This window comes from Amycolatopsis sp. NPDC058986, from assembly GCF_042741125.1.
GTDB lineage: Bacteria > Actinomycetota > Actinomycetes > Mycobacteriales > Pseudonocardiaceae > Amycolatopsis.
Genome location: NZ_JBHYJW010000035.1, coordinates 36331 through 55510, shown reverse-complemented (window position 1 = coordinate 55510; position 19180 = coordinate 36331). Strand labels below are relative to the sequence as shown.

The following is a 19180-nucleotide window of genomic DNA, read 5'->3' as shown; positions in this document are numbered from 1 at the left end:
CCACTCACGCTATATATGCATACATTGCTATGTGACTATATAGTTCTCAGTGGACGGTACCGGCCCGGCGCCACCGAGGAGATGGGAGCAACCATGGCCGACAATCTGGGAACAGCAGGCAAGACCTCCGGCTTCGGCAGGCTGGTCGTCTGGCTCCTGCTGGTCGCCGGACTCCTGCTCGTGCTGCTCGTGCTCGGCGCGGTCGCGATCGGGATCTGGCTGCTGATCAACGCGGACGCGGCACTGACCTGGCTCAAGGGGATGATCGGCCAGCTCGGCCCGATCATGTCCGTGATCAAGCAGGCGCCGACGCCGAGCGGTTGACCCCGATGAACACGGGCACAGAAAGCCGCCTCCAGCCGGCAGACCCGCTGCCGGGCACGAGGCGTCACCGGCGGTGGTCCATTTCGGAGGACCGCCGCCTGCGAAACCGCATCCCGTGGCAGAGCCAAAGGCGACAGGAGTCCCAGGGTTCTCCCTCCACTGAGGACATCCACGGTGCGGCCGTCAACCCCCGGCGACCGCACACGCGAGGTGCCCGGCCGGGACCTTCCTGCCGTATGCGCCCCGACCGGGCACCGCCCCCGTTGACTGGGATTCGTTCGCACAGAAGGGGGCCGGAAAGCCACGCGGTCCCGAATCAGGTCGATTCTCGTACGCGCACACGGGTCGCTGGTTCGTTTCGTCGACAGGCACGGCGAGGGAAGGCTACGATGGCCATGCCTTGGCGCGACGAGTCCGGGGAGGCATCTTGCGTGCAGGCGTTGTGGTCGCGGCACGGCCCGGCGTGGAGGAACTCGCCGTACAGGCCGAGGAACTGGGCTTGAGCAGCTTCTGGGTTTACGACACCCCTATGGTCCACGGCGATCCGTTCGCGGCGCTGGCGTTGTGCGCGAAGGCCACCAGCCGGATCAGACTCGGCGTCGGCGTGACGTCACCGGCGTTGCGGTCGATACCGGCCGCCGCGAGCGCGCTCGCCAGCCTCGACGCGCTGGCACCGGGCCGGATCATTTGCGGAGTCGGCACCGGGAACTCCGCCCGGCGCACCCTGGGAATGCCGCCTGCCACCGGGGCCGAGCTCGAGACGTTCACCGCCTCGCTGCAGGATCTGTGCGCCGGCCGCTCGATCAGCTACCGCGAGGGCGACCGGGTCCGCGACATCCGGTTCCTGCACGCCGGGCAGTACCGGGACACCGCCGGCCCCGTCGAGTTCGTGGTGGCCGCGCAGGGTGTGAAGGCCGCTGCCATCGCCGGCCGTCGCGGCACCGGCCTGCTTTCCTTCGCCACCCTGGATCCCTCTGCCTGGCGCGCGCTCCACGGTGCTCGCCGGGAGAACTCGAGCACGCCGGTTGGCGGCGATTGCTATCTGATGACCTCGCTGCACGTACTCGGCGAGAGCGAGGACCCGAACGGCGACGCGGTCCGGGACGCGACAGGCCACACCGTCTTGTCCTTCCTGGTCTTCGCCGCCGACAAACCCTCCTTCGCCGAGGTACTCGGCCCCGAGGAACGGGAAGCCGTGCGACGGTTCCTCGACCGGCGTGGCACCACCGCCACAGCGCCGGACCGGTACCGCATGCTCTACACCAACTACCTGGGACGCATCGATCCGGCAGACCGGGACCTGGTCCTGCCGGCACTGATCGACAGACTGGCCATGGCCGGCACGCGGGACGACCTCCTTTCCCGGATCGCCGCCATGGCGGCGGCCGGGATCGACGAGATCGTCATCCAGCCGGTGGTCGACCCGCCCGCGGAAATGGCCGAGTTCGCCAAGCTCACCGCCTGAACGAAGTAGTCGTCCGGCCGTGGCCCACCGGCGCTTCCCGCACCGGTTGCCGAAAGCACCCGTCGAACAGTAGGCCCCGCGAGACACAGGCAGCCGTTCTCGTTGGAGACGCTGTGGCGGTAGTCGCGGCCTGCCTGTCGTACGCGGCCCTCGGCGTCGGCCGTTGCTGGACGCTGCCCTGTTCCGGCGTCTTCTCGACGATCCGGAACCGCGCTGCGCCTGCGCGAAGCGCCAGGGCGGAGTACGAGCGCCTACCCACACCCGTATCCACAGTGGACATTCAATGCCCGGTTGCCGGCCGGGCGGGATTTTCGGCGGCCAGCCGCGCCTCGGTCGCGAGTGCGCGGACGGCGGGCGCCAGCTCCACGGCACGCGCATAGCGGCGCGCGGCGCGGCCGGTATCACCGGACAGCCGGGAAACGACGGCCAGGTTCCGAAGCGCCCAGGGGTTTTCCGCGTGCGCCAACGACATCGCCCACGCGTCGGCCGCCTTCCGGCGCTCACCGGCAGCCCAGCGAGCGACGCCACGGTGGTACCAGGTCGTCCAGGTAGCCGGCGCGTATTCGAGCAGCTCACGCCAGTACGCGTTGACCGGCGTCGGGCCCGGGTCCACCACGGGGTCACCCGTCCACGGCGTACCGTCGAGCAAGGAAAGCCATGGGCGTTGCTCCACACCCATTGACTCGGCGGGATAAGGAGTGGCCGGAAACTCGACGAGCATCCGGTGGGTCTCCAGCGCACCCCATCCCGAGCCATGCGACAACGGGTCGCGCGGCGGGTTGTCGGCGGCCCCCAGCCACGCTCGGCTCAGCCGCCCCAGTAGCCCCGCGTCCGGAAGCCTCCGTTCCAGATCCGTAGCCGCGACACGGGCGTCACCACGCCAGGCGGCCGCTCCCGCGTAACACGATCCGAACGCTTCGAGCCGGTGCCACGAACCTCCGGCCGCGACGTGCTCGTTCGAGGGCGACACGGACAACTGCACCAGCCCTGCTCCGTCTTCGCCCACCGCAGCCGTCCAACGGCTGCTCTCCCGTGGCCTGCCGAGCAGGCGAACGGTGCGCGAGACGATGATGTTCGAGGACCACCCGACCGGCACCGCGTGGTCATGCGGGTTGCGGACCTTCACCCCGACGAGCAGCAGGGAGGAATCCTCCGGCAGCCACAGATCCACCTGACAGGCCAGATCGCGGGTTCGCTCCCATTCCCACAGCCGCAGCGCGGGTGTCCCGTCCGGGCCGTCGACTTCCGCGGCATACATCGGCACCACAGCGGCGCCGGCGAAACCGCCGTCACCGAGATTCCATTCGATACCGCCCGCGACGTCACCGCCGGGTACCAGTTCCCGACGGCTTCCCTTGTCGTACAACGATTCGATCCGCCCACCGAGAGCAGGCAGCACGGTTACCCGGAGACAGTCGTTCTCCAGAATCAGCGCGGGCGAGGAATGCTCGCCGCCGGTCCCATCGACACTGTCGCGTGACCGGTACGGCAACGCCACCCGCTGCCGGGCCCGCCCCGCGTTGACGAGCGGGGGCAGCGGATTCTCGGCCTTCGGAGCCGCACTGCGGAGGACCTCCGAAACGGAAAGCCGCGTCGTCATTTCGCGCGAAACCGGAATGATCGAGCGTCGCGCACATTTTCACCCATGTCAACGAACGATATGCGCCCGCGCAGGCCGCCTGGCACCCCCCGTTCGAAGGATCTTCGAAGCCGCTCGGATCACCTCGGTGCGCGGCGGCGTCATCGCGCTCCCTGCTCTTTGAGATAGGACTCCGTCATCACCCCGATGACCGCCAGCCGCTGGGCGTCGAGTTCGGGGTCCGGGTAGAGCGCCGCGCCCAAGGCCTCCCCGTCGAAGAAGTGGAGCGTCGTCATCAGCGCCGCCGCGCGGGCTTCCTGGGGCAGCCTGCGTACGGCGGGGACGCGCTCCGCGTTCACGAACATCGCGGCCACGTACTCGCTGACGATCGGCTCGAATCGTGCTCGTAGGTCAGCGTCGGTTCGGGCCGCCACCAGCAGTTCGATCCAGACCGCGTTGATCGGGTCCCTGGCCCCTTCCCGGACCAGCGAGAGCACCGTCGGAACGTCGTCGGTGTCGGACAGCCGGGCGAAACGGCGGGCGAAGTTCTCGATCTGCCGCCGCGCGACCTCCCGCGCCGCGGCGAGCACGAGGTCGACCAGTGTCGCGAAACGCCCGAAAAGCGCACCTTGCGAGACCCCCGCCCGCGCACAGATCTCCTTCGCCGTCGTGCGCGCGTAGCCCAGGTCGACCACGGCGCCGATGGCGCCCTCGATCAGGCGTGCGGTGGTCGCCGCGCGGCGCTCCGACTGGGTTCGCCGCTGGTCCGCCACATCGTCTCCTCCTGCCGGATGACACAAGACTAACTTAAAAAGCGAGTACTTGAAATATTTCTTTGGATCCAGGAGGCTGCGCAAGGGCGAGTGACGCAGACCTCTGGGAGGCTCCCGTGCAGCACCACCCCGTGCCCCGCCACCCGCGCACGTCCTCGGCAGGCGGGGGCAGGTCATGACCACGAGCGGTATCGGTCACCGGGACGGCGCCCACCTCGGCTCCGCGTCATTGGCCGTGCGGCTGGCGGACAGGATGCCGTGCCTGCTGGACGCGATGGTGCGGCGAATACTGACGGAAGTGCCCTATTACCGGCAACTGCCCGAGGCCGAGATCGAGGTGGACGTCCGCGGGATCGCGGAGTTCCATCTCGGCCTCGTCACCCGCATGCTCCGCGAGGACCGGATGCCGACGGGGGCCGAGCTGGCGGTGGTCACGCGGTCCGCGGCACGGCGGGCCGAGGAAGGAATTCCGCTGCGCCTGGTACTGGCAGCGAACTACGCCGGCGCCGGGGCGGCGTGGGAGGTGGTCTCCGAGTACGCCCGAGGGGACGAAGTCGCCGCGGTGGTGGCGATCGGCAGCCGGATGCTGAGATACCTGCTGACCTTGAGCACGGCCGTCACCGAAGGCTTCATGGAGACGACGCTGGCCGTCACCGGACGCGACCGCGAGATCCGCGGTCAGCTGTTCGACGCGGTGCTCACCGGCCGGGAAACCCCCGAACTCTGGGAAAACGCGGGGCTCGCACCGTGGCGCGAACGCACGGTGCTGGCTCTCCGGTTCACGGAACCAGTGCCCGGCAACGAGGTCACCGCCGCGGTGGAGGTGCGCCGGAGGAACCGCGCCATCCGCCAGGTTCTGACGGACCTGTCCGGCACGCCCGTCCTCGATGGGCTGACCGCCACAGGCGGCACCATCATGCTCAAAGGCCAGGCGCGTGCTGACGGCCTGACCACCGCGCTCGCCCCTGTGGTCGGTGATCGCTGGGCCGCCGGAACGGCGAATGCCGTCGCGAACACGATGCCGGAGGCCGTGTGCGCGGCGGTGGACACCGCCGAGGTCGCCGACCGGCTCGCGCTCGAACCCCGGGTCTACGATCTGACCGCCCTTCGGTTCGAAGTCCAAGTGACCCGGCCGGGACCGGCCAGGGCCGCACTGGCGGACCTGGTCGAGCGCCTGGCCGGTCATCCGGACCTCCGGGAGACCCTCGCCGCCTATCTCGCCTGCGACGGCGTTCGCCGCGAGACCGCGAAGCGGCTACATCTGCATGTCAACACGGTGGACTACCGGCTGAGCCGCGTCCGCGGTCTCACCGAGGTGGATCCCACGACGCGCGAAGGCTGGCAGACACTGCGCGCGGCGGTGATCGCCCACCGGTTCGTCAGCGCACAGTAGCGACGGCCGTTCTTGGAGACAGCTACAAACTCGCGCGTAAAGTTTCGGGCGGCGTCCACTGTTGTTCCCGGGTCAGGTCCTCGATGATGGCTCGACATTCTGATTCCGGCCTGTCAAAGGGGACCGCCGATGCCTTTGTTCTCTCGCGCCCGCGTTGCCGGCGCGATCGTCTCGTCCGCACTACTCACCACCGTAGCGGTTCCCGGTTCCGCCGTGGCGGACACAGCGAGCGCGCCGGACTACGTCAACATGGGGGACAGTTTCAGCGCGGGTTCCGGCATCCTGCCACTCGCGCCGGGCATGAGTCCGTTGTGCGCGCAGTCCGCGAAGAACTGGGCCCACGTGATCGCCGCGACCAAGGGCTATCGCCTCAAGGACGTCTCGTGCGGAGGCGCTTCGACCACGCACTACACGCTCCCGCAGTATCCTGGGGTTCCGGCACAGGTCGACGCCTTGTCGTCGGCCACCAAGCTGGTCACCATGTCGATCGGCGGGAACGACAACAACACCTTCATCTCCGCGATCATCGCCTGCGGCGCCGCCGGAGTGCTCTCGGGTGGAACGGGCAGCCCGTGCGAAACGGCCTTCGGTGACTCCTTCGCGCACACGGTCAGGGCCAAGACCTACCCGAACCTCGTCAAGGCGCTCACCGCCGTGAAAAAGAAGGCCCCCAACGCACGCGTCGCGATCGGCGACTACCTGAACATTCTGCCCAGCGGTGCGGGGTGCTTCCCGACGATCCCGCTCGCGTCCGGCGACCTCGGCTACGTGCGAGACTTGCAAACCACCTTGCACGACACGATCAAGCGTGCCGCCGACGCCACCGACACGACCTTCGTCGACTACTCGGAGATCTCCGAAGGGCACGACGCCTGCCAACCGGCCGGTACCCGCTGGGTCGAGCCCGTCGTGCCGTCCGGCACTCTCGGGCCTGTCCACCCGAACGCCGAGGGCGAGCGGCAGATGGCACAGCACACGCTCGAGACGCTCGGCCTGTCCTGAACCACGTAAAGCCGATGCCGCATTCATCCACAGAGGACTGAAAGACCCCGGGACATGCTGACGGGCCGGTGGACACTCGTTCCACCGGCCCGCTCGCGAATGATGAACATTTCACGGCACGACAGTTCTCACCGAACACTATCTGTCCTTTTTGGACACTAACACGGTGACGGGCTCACTCGTTTCACCTTTTCCTCAGCGAGGACAGCCCTGCGAACATGTCCACTGTGGAAGGTTTGGAGAACCGCCTGACCGGCGAGGAAGCCGTCACCGCGCAGTGCGGCGGAGTCGAAGCGCTCGTCGCGGCTCGCGACTGTCTGCGGCGAGATACTGAGCGCCGGCCATGAAACTCAGGCCAGTCAGCGTTCGTCGAGTGCGCATCGCGGGATCACCGGCCTGGTCTGCCGCGGCGCGCGCGATAGGCTCGCTGCCGGCAAGCGTGGGAGCAGTAGGTGCGCGGCCTCCCCCGAGACGGCGAATCGACCTGTTCTCCACACCCGGGGCACAGGGGAACGTCTTCCGGGTTCTCGACGCCCCCGCTCCGAGCTTCGTCGCGTTCCTCGTGCCGGGCTGCCGCCTGCGCGGCTTCGAGCAGGTCGCCTCCGGCGACACGTCCGCGTGGCGTACGCGCGACCAGCTCGCCGTCCAGGTGCGGACACAGCGCCGGATCGTCGTCGGAGCACAGCATGAGGTGAGCGAGGTAGTCGCGCGCGGCCACCAGGAACCCGATCTCCCGCTCGAGACGAGCGACCTGCGCACCCACGACCCCATGCCACGCTTCGACGTTCGCGGTGCCCGCGGTCACGACCGCGGCCTGTTCCAGTGGCATCCTCCCGGCCACACAGCACAGGTAGGCGAGCCCTATCCGCCGAAGATCGCAGTCGCTGTACAGCCGCTTACCGGCTTCCCGTTCTGGCGCGTCGAGTACCCCTTGCGCCTCCCACCAGCGCAATGTGGACGGCGCGAGATCGTACAAGGCGGCGGCTTCCCTGATCCGTACCCCGGATTTCACCCCTTCATCGGACATCATCAGGTGGTGACAGGCTACTTCCGTCGTCCCCGCTTGCGTGTCGTCTTCACCGGTTTGGCCTCCGCGGCCTCGAACGCTTCGATGACCTCGCGCGGCATCCGGCCACGATCGGAGATCTCGAAACCGTTCTCCAGCGCCCAGGCCCGGATCGCCCGGGAACGCTCGCGATCCTCCGGCGACACCGAACCACCGCCGGACACCGAACCCGGGGACTGGGCGACCGTCGACCGCACCTTCCGGCCACCCACTCGCCTCCCCGCCGACACGAACTGCGCCAGCAGGTCCCGCAGCTCTTCGGCGTTGTCCTGCGAAAGGTCGATCTCGTAGTCGACTCCGTCCAAACTGAACGGAACGGTCTGGTCGGCCTCGCTGCCATCGATATCGTCCAGTACCTGAACCAGAACTTTCTGAGCCATCACACTTCCCTCACTTGCCGCTACGCGGGGCACGCGCGCCCCGACAACCTACGAAGTCTAGCCGATTGTAAGCCGGCCGCATGGGCACTGGCCTAGAATCACGACGCGATAGACACGGCAATCGGCACGGCGAGAGGCTCACTCATGTCCAGCGACGTTTCCGACAACTGGTTCGAAACGTTCTTCACCGAGCTTCCCAACGAGTTCTGGCGACGAGTCGCGACGACGTTCTCCACCGAGGACGAGGTTGATTTCATCGTGCGCAGGCTCGGCCTCACCGCCGGATCACGGGTACTCGACGTGCCGTGCGGGAGCGGCAGGCATTCGCTCGAACTTGCTGCCCGTGGACACCGGGTACGCGGTATCGATATCTCTTCGGAAGCGATCGACCACGCACGCAAGCGGGCCGCCGAACGCGACCTCGATGTCGACCTCGCCGTGGCCGAAATGCGGGAATTACCGAACGACGGCGCATACGACGCCGTGGTGTGCATGGGCAACAGCTTCGGTTACCTGGACATCGAAGCATTACGCGACTTCGTCGCGGGAATGGCTGCCACGGTCCGGCCCGGCGGCGGCATCGTGGTGGACGTCGGGATCACCGCCGAATCGGTGCTGCCGGGCTTCGTCGATGCCGAGCGCTCCGTACATCAGGTCGGCGATATCGAGGTCGAATCGGTCAACACTTACGACGTCGAGCGGTCCGCCATTATCTCGCACGACACCTTCCGCCGTGGTGCGGCCGAGGTCACCGCGACGGCCGTTCATCGGATCTACACCAGTGCCCACCTCGGCCAGCTGCTCACCGAAGCGGGCTTCGTCGACGTGGCACGGTTCGCCGGGCCGACCGACGAGCCCTACCGGTTCGGCGACAGTCAGCTCATGGTGACCGCACAGCTCCCCGGATAACTGCCTCTCGGGTGATGTTCGGCGAAAGCCCCTCGTTTCGGATGGCTGCCCCGTGTGCTCTGTTCTATCTTCCGAAGTGACCGGGCGACAGGAAAGACACCATGAACAGTCAAAATTGGTCACTCCCGAGCCGGGGCGCCGTCGCGCTGCGCTTCACCCTGGTCGCGGTCGCCGCGGCACCCGCCGTCGTGCTCAGGCTGACCGGGACGCACCCGAACGCCGTCTGGGGCGGCGTCCTGTTCGGACTCGGCGTGCTCGCGGCGGCGGTGATGCTGATGTGGGCGGCGGAAACCGCGCGTGCCGACATCTCCGGCGCGCTGGCACTGGCGCTGCTCGCCCTCATCGCCGTGCTCCCGGAGTACGCCGTGGACCTCTATTTCGCCTACAGCGCGGGCACTCGCCCCGATTACGTGGCCTACGCGGCCGCCAACATGACGGGCGCCAACAGGTTGCTCGTCGGCGTGGGTTGGCCGCTGGTCGCCATCGCCACCGCGCTGGCCGTCCGCCGATCACGCGGCTCGGCAAGCCCGCACATCCGGCTCGAGCCGCACCACCGCATCGACGTCGCCTTCCTCGCGGTCGCGGCGCTCGTCGCGTTCGTGATGCCGCTGACCGGCCACATCGGACTGTACCTTTCGGTTGTGCTGATCGGGTGGTACGGGTTCTACCTGTGGCGGATGAGCCGGTGCGGCGCCGAAGACCTGGAGGAACTCGCCGGCGTTCCGGCCCGGCTGGCGACACTGCGGGCGAACCGCCGACGGCCCTTGACGATCCTGCTGTTCGCGGTGGCCGCGGTGCTGGTGTTCTCCTCCGCCGAGCCGTTCGCCGAATCACTCGTCGAAGCGGGCAGCGCGCTGGGCATCGACCGATTCCTGCTGATCCAGTGGCTGGCACCGCTGGCATCGGAAGCCCCCGAACTGATCGTCGCCGTGGTCTTCGCCTGGCGGCTGCGTGCCGCCGACGGACTCGGCGCGCTGCTGTCCAGCAAGATCAACCAATGGACGCTGCTGGTCGGCGCACTGCCGATCGCCTACCTGCTCGGCGGCGGTTCCGCCGCGCTGCCCCTCGTCGAGCGCCAGGTCGACGAGGTGGCACTGACCGCGGCGCAGACAGTTCTCGCCGTAGTGGTCCTGCTCGACCTCCGGTTCCGGCTGTGGGAGGCGATCGGGCTCTTCGTCCTGTTCGCCGTCCAGTTCGTGCTGCCAGGCGAATCCGCGAGGCTCATCCTCACCTACGTCTATCTGGCCGTCGCGGTGACGCTCCTCATCCCCCGGCTCCGTCAGCTGAAGCCGACGACGATGGCGATCGGCGGTCACATCCCGGAGGATCCGCACTAGCGGCGGACTTCACGACCGCTCATCCACAATGGACACTCAGTATTCGCGCCCGGCGATGTGGACAGCCCATGAACGATTCCCGGATCGTCACCGGAGAAATTCCCGCTCGTCACGCTTGAACACCGGGGAACTCCCGACGTTGGTCGGTATTCGGCGCGCGAGAGCGGTCGTAGCGTGTCAGCGAAGATAATTCTCGAGCGTGAGGAGTGTTTACGTGCACAAGCGCCTTGCTTCCCTGCTCCTGCCGCTTGCGGCCGGCGCGCTGTGCCTCGCCGCACCGGGAACGGCCTCCGCCGCCCAGCCCGCCATCATCGGCGGCGGCGAGGCGACCGAAAGCTATTCCTGGATCGTGGACCTCGGACACGACGACGCGAACGAGGGACACGGCTGCGGCGGCGGGCTCATCCAGGACCGCTGGGTCGTGACGGCCGCCCACTGCATCGGCCACCAGTTCGAGCAACTGCGCGTGGGGTCCAACGACCGGACATCCGGCGGCGAACTCGTCAAATGGGACAAGACGTTCACCCGCGACGGAGCTGACATCGCGCTGATCCGCCTGACCGCTCCGGCCAAATCCGCGCCCATGAAAGTGGCCGCGAACCTGCCCTCGGCCGGCGCGGCGATCAAACTGCTCGGCTGGGGCTGGGAAAGCAACACCGATCACTACTCGCCGAAGAAGCTCAAGCAACTGGACACCACGGTCCTCGACGGCTCCGCCTGCGGGATCGACGACACCGAGGTCTGCGTCAAGCAGTCGCCGACCGCCGCGGCCTGTCACGGCGACTCCGGCACTCCCGCACTGGTGAACGGCGAAGCCGTCGCCGTGACCAGCCGTGGAACGAGCGGCTCGTGCGGTAGCGGTGGCACCATCTACACCGGAATCGCGTCCAATATGGACTGGATCCGCGACACCATCGGCGCCAACAACTGAATCACCCCGAACCTCGAGTCGCCGCCGGTGCCCCGACCCGGCGGCGACTCGATCAGCACGAGCCGAACGACAGGGGATCCGTCAGGCTCCTTCTCTTGGGGCACGCCGAGGAAGCGGAATCGCCGACGCCGGTGTGACACTGAGCGTCGTGGTACGGCGCGTTCATCGGTATCTGCCGGAAAACACCACGGCCGCACACTCCACCGTCGCGTTTTCGGCCCATGGACAAGAATGAACTGTCCAGTTACGGAAGCACGGTCACCAAGATCGCGAGTGCCCCCACCGTGGCGCTACGGATTCGGCCGGGTGGATGCCGAGGGCCCAGTGGGCCGGGCGTCGCGAAGGGGACATTGACGGCGTTGAACGTCCCCCATGTGCCATTCGCGACCCTGCGAAGCTGACGGAGAGTGACCGCCCCGATTGGGTAAGACGGCCTCCACCTTGGATACTGGTAGGCATGACGAACTGGTGGAATCGATTCGCGGGCACCTGGGTCACCCGGCCGGTCGTGGCCGACTCCGCCATGGTCGTCGGATTGCTACTACTGCACGTGATCACCATCGGGCTCGCTGTGGGGAAAGGCTGGACGATCCCCGCACCGGTCGCCTGGGTGGTCGCGATCGGGTCGGCCTCGGTGCTCAGCCTGCTGGCCCGCCGCCGGTTCCCGTGGCCGGTCGTGGCGGTAACGCTCGGCTGCGGCATCGCGCTCGAGATCCTGGAGGCCACCGGCCCGGCCAGTACGCTGGCGATGCTGGTCGCGTTCTACACCGTCGCGGTGCTCCGCGGGCCGCGGCACGCACTGGTGGCCGGTCTGCTGCCGCTGTCCTGGGACATCGTGTGGAGCATCGCCGGGCCCGGCCACGTCACGCTGCAGGGCTACCTCATCGCCATCACGCTGGTCATCATCAGCCTGGCACTCGGACTCACGGTGCGCCGCAGCCGCGAACACGCCGCCCGGCTGCACCACGCGGTGATCCTGCTCGAAGAGGCGCAGCAGGAACTGGCCACGGAGGTCGCCACGCTGGAGCGGATGCGCATCGCGCGCGAGCTGCACGACATCGTCGCGCACAGCCTCGGTCTCGTCGCGCTCCAAGCAGGCGTCGCCCGCGCGCTGCTGCCGCAGGACCCCGAACACACCCGCGACGCACTGCGCGTCATCGAGGAGAAGGCACGCGAATCGCTGTCGGAGATGCGGCACGTCGTCAGCGCGCTGCGGGTTCCCGACGAGTCCGAGGAAAGCACCGCCCCCGCACCCGGACTGGACAAATTGGACGATCTGCTCGCCTCGGCCCGCTCGTCCGGTCTCGACCTGGAAATGACCGAGGACGGCGAGCGTTATGCCCTACCGCCCGGCCAGGATCTGGCCGCGTACCGGATCGTGCAGGAGGTTCTCACCAACGTGCTCAAGCACGCCGGGCCGACCTGCACGCGGGTCGCGCTGCGGTACGCGCCCGACGAGCTGAGCATCGACATCTCCGACAGCGGCCCGCGTATCCCGGGCGGGCCCGCGCCGTCGGACAAGGCGGGCAGGCCGGGGCACGGGCTGATCGGGATCCGTGAGCGGGCGGCGATCTACGGCGGCCAGGTGCGGACCCAGGCCGATCCGGCGGGCGGGTTCCGGGTCACCGCGACGTTGCCGAGGATCGCGTCGTGACCGCGGACGACCTCATCGGCGTCGTGGTGGCCGACGACCAGCCGCTCGTGCGGGTCGCGCTGGTGAGCCTGCTCAACGCGCAGCCGGACATGACGGTGCTCGCCGAGGCAGCCACCGGGACCGAGGCCGTGGCGGCCACCGAGTCGCACCGGCCGGACGTGGTGCTGATGGACGTGCGGATGCCGGAGATGACCGGGGTCGAGGCCACCGCCCGGATCATGGCGCTGCCCGATCCGCCCGCGGTGCTGACCCTGACGACCTATGACATCGACGAGTACGTCTATGGCGCGCTGCGGGCCGGGTCGATGGGTTTCCTGCTCAAGGACGCGCCGCCGGAGCGGATCGTGGAGGGCGTCCAAGCGGTCGCGCGCGGTGAGGGTCTGCTGGCGCCGAGTGTGACCCGCAGGCTGATCCAGCAGTTCGCCGTCACGCCGGACGACGACACCGAACCGTCCGCCTGCCGGGCACTGGCGCGGCTCACCGAGCGCGAGACCGAGGTACTGGTCCAGGTCGCGCAGGGACTGTCCAATATGGAGGTCGCCACCGCGCTCCGGCTTTCCGAGGCGACGGTGAAGACGCACCTGCACCGGCTCATGGCGAAACTGGGCCTGACCTCCCGTACCCAGGTGGTGATCGCCGCCTACGAATCGGGGCTGGTCCGGCCCGGGCTGCACGACCGATTCAGGTGAACGCGCTAGCGGCGCGCCCGTCGTTGCCGCATGCTCTGGCCGAGCGCGATGAGGCCGAGCGCGGCCGCGACGAGGACGACCGCGGCGACGACCAGTGGCCAGCCGCTCAGGTCGACGACCGCGCTGAGCACGAACAGCAGCGCGGCGGGAATGACGGCGCTCGCGGTGACCAGCGCCGGTGCGGCGGAGTTTCCTTCGCTCGCTTCGGACACGTCTTCTCCTTGTTCCCACGTCGAATTCTCATCGGCACTTGGTCCGCCCGGTGGGCTGGTGGGTGGGCACGGGTCTCCCCGCCGCGCCACCCACCGCCGCGTCGATCTCCGCCACCGAGCGTACTGTCTTTTCCGGTGGCCGCGAGTCAGGCCGCGGCACACCGATTTCAGGTGATGGCGATCACGAGCCCGCCGATCCCGACGCCGAGCGCGAGGCCCGACGTGAAGTCGTTGGGCGCGGACACGACCTCCACCTCCTGGCAGGCCAGGTCGAGGTTCTCCATGTTGTCACCCCCTTCCCCGGTTTCCTCCTGATCCGGACCCACCATCAGGTGATGGCGATGGCGCCGAGGCCGAGGGCGGCACCGGCGATGTCCAGCCACTCGCTGCGCCCCCAGTCGGGCGCGGTGGTGGTCTCCAGCTCCTGCAGCGACAGGTCGAGCGTCTCCATTTCCATTCCTGCTCACCTCCTTTCGGTTTTCCGTTACGGACAGGTCTTCCGCGCGGTCGGGGCGGCGCGGAAATCGAGGCCGGGCGCTATTCCCGGACATTCCTTCCCGGTTCGCCGGGGTCGATGCGGGCGAGCCGGAATTCCCGCCGTAGCGCGGATTCCCGGGGGACGCCGGATTCGGCGCTGTGCAGCAAAGCCGTCGCGGACACCAGTGCCCGGTGCTCGCCGAAGCTTCTCCCCCGCATACGGGGATCGGCTGGTTCGTCAGCCACTGCGACGCCGGGCCACAGTGGACGGGCGAACACCGACGTCGTCGCGCCGAGCCCGGGCAGGCCGCGCACCGCGCCCCCGATCACCTCCGGTCCGGCGTCGTGTCCCAAGTAGACGACGAGTCCGTCCGTGCGCGGGTAGAGATCCGGCGTGGAAAGCACTTTGACGCGGTAGGGCACCCCGGCGACGTCGAGCGCGTCGAGGACGGTGGCCAGCACCCGCGGGGCGTCCGGCGGCCGGGTCAGGTGGACGTACACCCGACGGCCCGGGAACTCCGGCGACCGGGCGGCCTGGCCGTCGACGACGAGGAATCCCGGCGACAACGCGGGCCGGATCGCGTTCACCGCGAGGGGAATCCGCTCGCCCGGCGCGGCCCCCGGTTCGGCGGGCAACCACACCCGGACGCCGTCGCGGTCGGCCAGCATCCGCCCGCCTTCGACGGCGTGGACGGTGGTCGGTACCCGGATGGTGCGAGGTCCCGCGGCGTCGATCAGCGTGCGCTCGAACTCGCGGTCGCGCACCGGACGTCCCGACGACAAGCCACCGAGGTGCAGCTGTTCGTACAGCGCGTCCGCCAACGCCATGCGGAGCCCGCCGGGCGAGGACGCGGTCACCCGTCGTCCGCCGGCCATCGCCTCCTGCCCGTGGACGGACACGGCGGCCAGCGCGTCGAGTACTCTTTTCGCGACGTCCATCGGCTATCCCAGGCCCACGGTGGTCACGAACGCCTCGGGCCCGCACAGCAGGCTGCGGCCGATCCCGGCGGCGGCCTTGGCGACCGCGCTCAGCCGCGTGGCCCCGGCAGCCCCGGCGATCATGCGTTCCACCAGGTGCCAGCCTGCGAAGGCGGTCGCCCGAACGGCGAGCGCCTCGTCCGCGTCGGTCCCCTGGTAGGCCCACCAGAACGCGGCCACGATCGGCCGGGTCCGGTCGATCCGCGCCGCGCCGTGTTCGACGACCGCCTCGGTGGTCGAGGCGGCGGCCGCGGGCAGGCCGGAAACCGCCTGCCAGAGCCATTCCCCGGCGAACCGGCCGACGTCGCGGGCGGGGTCGGCGTACCGGAATTCCTCCCAGTCGGTGAGGTACACGCCGCCCGTGCCGACGAGGATCTGGTCGAGCCGGAGATCCCCGTGACTGGGCACGCGGACCACGTCCCGCTCCCGTGCCAAGAGCCCGCCGACAGCGGCGATCAGCGCGTCGTCGCGTTGCAGCAGCCGCCATGCCTCGAGTTCGGCGGCACAGCATTCGTCGAACACCGCCCGCGGCAGCCCGCGCAGCAGCTCGGCCGAGGGCATCGCCGGGGGCATGTCGTCCAGTTCGGCGGGCCAGCCGGTGCTTCCGTGCAGCGACCGGAGCGCGGTGCCGACCTCGTACGCCAGCGTACGGTCGAATTCGCCGTCCTCGGCCAGCCGCAGCCCCGTCTTCGCGAGGGGAACGGCGGTGAGCACCAGCGCGCGGGATTCTTCGTCCCAGGCCAGGCATCGCGGGCCGCCGCGGGCGTTGCGGTGGTAGGCGACCTCACGGCGCATCCGCGCGGCGGCCTCGCCGGGCGGGCCGATCAGGCGTTTGGCGAACACCGTGGTGCCGGAAACCGTGGTACCGAGCCAGTTCTCGTTGCGGCCGGGCAGGCGGGCGAGACCGTCCGGGACGAACGGGCCGAGACCCGCGCGGTCGAGCAGCGCGGTGAGCTGTGGTGACGGGCTCACGACACAGCCCCGACCGGCCGGTCCAGCCGCTGGGCGGCGGCCAGCGCGCGATACGACTCGTTGCGGTCCAGCAGTTCGTCGTGTCCGCCGAGGTCGGTCACCCGGCCGTCTTCGAGCAGGACGACCCGGGCGGCGTGCCGGATCGTGGACAGCCGGTGCGCCACGACCAGGACCGCGCGGTCGGCCGCGAGGGTGTCGACGACGTCGCGCAGCAGGCTCTCGTTCACTCCGTCCAATTGGGACGTCGGCTCGTCGAGCAGGACGATTTCGGCTTCGCACAGGAGAGTTCTGGCCAGGGCGAGCCGCTGCCGTTGTCCGCCGGACAGGTCCGCGACGCGGCCGAGTTCGGTGTCGAGACCGTCCGGCATCGCCGTCACGTGCTCCCGCAGGCCGACGGTGCCGAGCACGTCGAGCAGCCGGGCGTCCGGCATCGGCTCGGTCAGCCCGACCGTCAGGTTCGCGCGGACCGTGTCGGCCAGCAACGTGAACGACTGGTCCACGTAGGCGATCCGGCTTCGCAGCGCGCCGACCGGCCAGCTCGTGACGTCGCGGCCGAGCACCTCGACCCGCCCGGCGTCGGCCGTGACGAACCGCTCGACCAGCGACAGCGCCGTCGTCTTCCCGGCGCCGGACGGCCCGACGAGTGCGGTCAGCCCGCGGCGTGGCACCTCGAAGTCGATCCCGCGCAGCACCGGCCGGTCGCCGTGAGCGAATTCGACGTGCTGGAACCGAACCGCCGGAGCGGCGTCGAGCGGGGCGGGCGCGGCCACCGGATCGCCACCGTCCTCAGTGGACTGATCGAGTACCTCGGTGAACCGGGACCGGGCGGCGAGCCCGGCCTGCAGCCTGCCGACCGCCATCACCATGATGATCACCGGGGCGATCAGCTGCATGAGGTAGAGCAGGAACGCCGCGAAACCGGCGATGTCCAGCGATCCGGCGGCGAGCCGGGCGCCCCCGGCGATGATCACCGCGACGAGCGCGATCTGCTGGCCGAGGCTGAGCACCGGATTCACCGCGGCCTGCAGGCGCGCGGCGGTGATCGCGGCACGCGCGGTCTCGTCGGCGGAGGCGCCGAGCCGGTCGGTGACCTGCCCTTCGGCCCGGGACGCCTTCACCACCGGCAGTGCCGCCAGCGCCGTCGCGAAACGATGGCCGAGTTCGCCGAGGGCGCGGCTGTGGCGCAGCTGCGCGCGTTGCATCCCGGCCACGACGACCGCGATCACGACGCCGGCGATCAGGAACGCGGCGACCGTGATCACCAGCAGCACCCAGTCGAGCAGGCCCATGATCACCAGCGTGCCCGCGGTGGTGAGCACCGAGACCGGCAGTTGCACGATCCCGAGGTCGGTGATCGTGCGCAGCTGGAGACTGTCCGCGGTCACCCGCGTCACCAGGTCGCCTTCGCCGGTGGCCCGCACCTCGCGCAGCGGCAGCCGCAGGATGTGCGCCATGAGCCGGACCCGCAGGCGCAGCACGAGCCGTTCGCCCATCCGGGCAAGCAGGTAGGACGCCGCGGTCGCGGCCAGCGCGCCGCCGAGCGCGGTCACGCCCAGCAGGACGGCGGGGCGGACGAGCCCCGCGTCCGTCCGCACCGCCGAGATGAGGTCGGCGACGATCAACGGCATGGCCAGCGTGCACGCGGCCGAGGCCACCGACAGCACCATCACCGCCGCCAGCGCCGGTCCCCGGCCGAGCTCCCGCAGGATCGGCAGCGACGTCCTGGTCATCGTCTTTTCCCTTCGGGCACGACACGCAGCACCGCGCGGTGCTGCGCCGCGACGGCGACCGCAGCTTCCGCGACGTCGTCCACGCCGATCTCGTCGAGTTGCGCGGCGAGGCCGGTGTAGCGCTCCGCCGCGCCGAACAGCGCTTCGAACCGTCCGAGCGCACGGGCGCGGGTGAGCACCGCGGCCTGGCGCTGGTCGTGGTCCCGGCGCACCAACGCGCGCAGTTCGGCCACCCGGGTCTCGTCGAGACCATCCGCGGCCACACTCAGCAGACTGTCCACAGTGTCCAGTACCGTGTCCGGCCGGATCGCCGGGTCGTGGACGGTGGTGACGATCATCGTGTCCGGGGCGAGCGCGTCGAACGCGCCGAAGAAGCCGCACGAAGCGTCACTGGCCGCCACGGCGTCCGAAGTGGACAGTTTGGGCCCGAGGAAGTGTTTGAGGTACCGGGCGAGGACGAGGTGCGCGAAGTACTGCGGCGTCAGCGGATCGGGCAGCCGGTAGCCGAGGGCGAGCGCCGGACGGCTGACCCGCGCGTCGTGGCGAATGGCGGTGCTGTCCGCGGCCAAGGCGGGTTCCGCGAGCTGGGGCGCGGGTGGCGCCGGGCGGGCCGTGATGCCGCCGAACCACGTGGCGATCTGGTCGAGGGCGCGGTCCGGTTCGACGTTCCCGGCCACCGCGAGCACCGCGTTGGCCGGCGCGTAGTGCCGGTGGAAGAACTCGTGGCAGTCGGCGGCGGTGATCCCGGTCAGCGCGCCGGTGTCACCGTAACCGTCGTGGGCGTTGGCGAAACTCCGATACAGCAGCGGGGCCAGCCCCGGCCACGGGAAACCGCCGTAGGGCCGTGAGCGGGCCTGGCGGATCTCCATGCCGATCCCGGCGAGCTGGCGGCGCAGCCCGCGTTCGGTGAACTTCGGCGCGCGCATCCGGTCCGCTTCGAGGAAGCACAGCAGCTCGAAGTACTCGCCCGCCACGCTCTGGAAATACTGTGTGTAGTCCTGATGCGTCCGGGCGTCGACCGCTCCCCCGAGCGCACGGACGCGCTGCCCGTGCAGCAGCGGCTCGACGTTCTCGCTGCCCTCGAACATCAGGTGTTCGAGCAGGTGCGCGAACCCGGCCGTGTGCTCCGGCTCGCCGCGGAAACCGACGCGGTAGCTGACGCTCAGCGCCACGTCGCCGGCCGCGGGATCAGGCGCGATTACGACCGTGAGCCCGTTGCCCAGCACGGTGCGAACGACGGCGGAAGCCGACCGCTCCAGCGTTTTCCCGGTACTCATGGACCATGACCTCGCCGAGTGGGATGTGTCGG

Annotated in this window: 21 protein-coding genes; 10 read left to right on the top strand and 11 right to left on the bottom strand. The window is 69.5% G+C overall.

What is annotated here, in order from left to right:
* The first annotated feature begins 93 nt into the window (after positions 1 to 93).
* Positions 94 to 324 carry a hypothetical protein gene (locus ACFW0G_RS27870; RefSeq protein WP_378328367.1) on the top strand — a complete coding sequence of 77 codons (231 nt, stop codon included), beginning with the start codon at positions 94 to 96 and terminating at the stop codon, positions 322 to 324.
* 427 nt (positions 325 to 751) lie between these two features.
* Positions 752 to 1789: an LLM class flavin-dependent oxidoreductase gene (locus ACFW0G_RS27865; RefSeq protein WP_378328366.1), complete on the top strand. Its 1038-nt coding sequence runs from the start codon at positions 752 to 754 to the stop codon at positions 1787 to 1789.
* A 280-nt stretch (positions 1790 to 2069) separates the two neighbouring features.
* Here ACFW0G_RS27865 and ACFW0G_RS27860 read toward each other — a convergent pair whose 3' ends face one another.
* Positions 2070 to 3389: a hypothetical protein gene (locus ACFW0G_RS27860; RefSeq protein ID WP_378328365.1), complete on the bottom strand. Its 1320-nt coding sequence runs from the start codon at positions 3387 to 3389 to the stop codon at positions 2070 to 2072.
* Between the two features lie 140 nt (positions 3390 to 3529).
* The gene (locus ACFW0G_RS27855; RefSeq protein ID WP_378328364.1) at positions 3530 to 4141 is read right to left on the bottom strand and encodes a TetR/AcrR family transcriptional regulator; all 612 of its coding nucleotides are present in this window, start codon (positions 4139 to 4141) and stop codon (positions 3530 to 3532) included.
* Positions 4142 to 4316: 175 nt separating this feature from the next.
* Here ACFW0G_RS27855 and ACFW0G_RS27850 point away from each other — a divergent pair, with 175 nt between their 5' ends.
* The 3 genes from ACFW0G_RS27850 to ACFW0G_RS27840 all read left to right on the top strand — a co-directional run bounded on the left by ACFW0G_RS27850 (position 4317) and on the right by ACFW0G_RS27840 (position 6883).
* The gene (locus ACFW0G_RS27850; protein ID WP_378328363.1) at positions 4317 to 5534 is read left to right on the top strand and encodes a PucR family transcriptional regulator; all 1218 of its coding nucleotides are present in this window, start codon (positions 4317 to 4319) and stop codon (positions 5532 to 5534) included.
* A gap of 129 nt (positions 5535 to 5663) precedes the next feature.
* Entirely contained in the window at positions 5664 to 6536 is an 873-nt protein-coding gene (locus ACFW0G_RS27845; RefSeq protein WP_378328362.1) for an SGNH/GDSL hydrolase family protein, read from the top strand.
* A gap of 218 nt (positions 6537 to 6754) precedes the next feature.
* Complete coding sequence (locus ACFW0G_RS27840) at positions 6755 to 6883, top strand: hypothetical protein (protein WP_378328361.1); 129 nt, start codon at positions 6755 to 6757, stop codon at positions 6881 to 6883.
* A gap of 41 nt (positions 6884 to 6924) precedes the next feature.
* Here ACFW0G_RS27840 and ACFW0G_RS27835 read toward each other — a convergent pair whose 3' ends face one another.
* Together ACFW0G_RS27835 and ACFW0G_RS27830 are read right to left on the bottom strand one after the other, a co-directional pair.
* Complete coding sequence (locus tag ACFW0G_RS27835; protein WP_378328360.1) at positions 6925 to 7563, bottom strand: MerR family transcriptional regulator; 639 nt, start codon at positions 7561 to 7563, stop codon at positions 6925 to 6927.
* Positions 7564 to 7580: 17 nt separating this feature from the next.
* Complete coding sequence (locus tag ACFW0G_RS27830) at positions 7581 to 7982, bottom strand: Lsr2 family protein (RefSeq protein WP_378328359.1); 402 nt, start codon at positions 7980 to 7982, stop codon at positions 7581 to 7583.
* Between the two features lie 144 nt (positions 7983 to 8126).
* Here ACFW0G_RS27830 and ACFW0G_RS27825 point away from each other — a divergent pair, with 144 nt between their 5' ends.
* From ACFW0G_RS27825 to ACFW0G_RS27805, 5 genes are all read left to right on the top strand, one after another.
* Positions 8127 to 8891, top strand: coding sequence for a methyltransferase domain-containing protein (locus ACFW0G_RS27825; RefSeq protein WP_378328358.1), 765 nt, complete (start codon positions 8127 to 8129; stop codon positions 8889 to 8891).
* A gap of 101 nt (positions 8892 to 8992) precedes the next feature.
* On the top strand, positions 8993 to 10228 hold the full coding sequence (locus tag ACFW0G_RS27820; RefSeq protein ID WP_378328357.1) for a sodium:proton exchanger: 1236 nt from the start codon (positions 8993 to 8995) through the stop codon (positions 10226 to 10228).
* A 214-nt stretch (positions 10229 to 10442) separates the two neighbouring features.
* Positions 10443 to 11159, top strand: coding sequence for a S1 family peptidase (locus ACFW0G_RS27815; RefSeq protein WP_378328356.1), 717 nt, complete (start codon positions 10443 to 10445; stop codon positions 11157 to 11159).
* A 457-nt stretch (positions 11160 to 11616) separates the two neighbouring features.
* Entirely contained in the window at positions 11617 to 12813 is a 1197-nt protein-coding gene (locus tag ACFW0G_RS27810) for a sensor histidine kinase (protein ID WP_378328355.1), read from the top strand.
* Entirely contained in the window at positions 12810 to 13502 is a 693-nt protein-coding gene (locus ACFW0G_RS27805) for a response regulator (protein WP_378328354.1), read from the top strand. The genes ACFW0G_RS27810 and ACFW0G_RS27805 overlap by 4 nt, the downstream gene beginning before the upstream one ends.
* 5 nt (positions 13503 to 13507) lie before the next feature.
* On the opposite strand, the gene ACFW0G_RS27800 is transcribed toward ACFW0G_RS27805, so the two are convergent.
* The 7 genes from ACFW0G_RS27800 to ACFW0G_RS27770 form a co-directional block, all read right to left on the bottom strand.
* Positions 13508 to 13714, bottom strand: a complete 207-nt coding sequence (locus ACFW0G_RS27800) for a hypothetical protein (protein ID WP_378328353.1) — start codon at positions 13712 to 13714, stop codon at positions 13508 to 13510.
* Between the two features lie 167 nt (positions 13715 to 13881).
* Entirely contained in the window at positions 13882 to 14043 is a 162-nt protein-coding gene (locus ACFW0G_RS27795; RefSeq protein ID WP_378328352.1) for a hypothetical protein, read from the bottom strand.
* On the bottom strand, positions 14043 to 14171 hold the full coding sequence (locus ACFW0G_RS27790) for a hypothetical protein (protein WP_378328351.1): 129 nt from the start codon (positions 14169 to 14171) through the stop codon (positions 14043 to 14045). Before ACFW0G_RS27790 ends, ACFW0G_RS27795 begins: the two co-directional genes overlap by 1 nt.
* 80 nt (positions 14172 to 14251) lie before the next feature.
* The gene (locus tag ACFW0G_RS27785) at positions 14252 to 15130 is read right to left on the bottom strand and encodes a T3SS effector HopA1 family protein (RefSeq protein WP_378328350.1); all 879 of its coding nucleotides are present in this window, start codon (positions 15128 to 15130) and stop codon (positions 14252 to 14254) included.
* Positions 15131 to 15133: 3 nt separating this feature from the next.
* The gene (lxmK, locus tag ACFW0G_RS27780; protein WP_378328349.1) at positions 15134 to 16141 is read right to left on the bottom strand and encodes a class V lanthionine synthetase subunit LxmK; all 1008 of its coding nucleotides are present in this window, start codon (positions 16139 to 16141) and stop codon (positions 15134 to 15136) included.
* Positions 16138 to 17871 carry an ABC transporter ATP-binding protein gene (locus tag ACFW0G_RS27775; protein ID WP_378328348.1) on the bottom strand — a complete coding sequence of 578 codons (1734 nt, stop codon included), beginning with the start codon at positions 17869 to 17871 and terminating at the stop codon, positions 16138 to 16140. Before ACFW0G_RS27775 ends, lxmK begins: the two co-directional genes overlap by 4 nt.
* The gene (locus ACFW0G_RS27770; RefSeq protein ID WP_378328347.1) at positions 17868 to 19148 is read right to left on the bottom strand and encodes a M16 family metallopeptidase; all 1281 of its coding nucleotides are present in this window, start codon (positions 19146 to 19148) and stop codon (positions 17868 to 17870) included. The genes ACFW0G_RS27775 and ACFW0G_RS27770 overlap by 4 nt, the downstream gene beginning before the upstream one ends.
* Between the last annotated feature and the right edge of the window lie 32 nt (positions 19149 to 19180).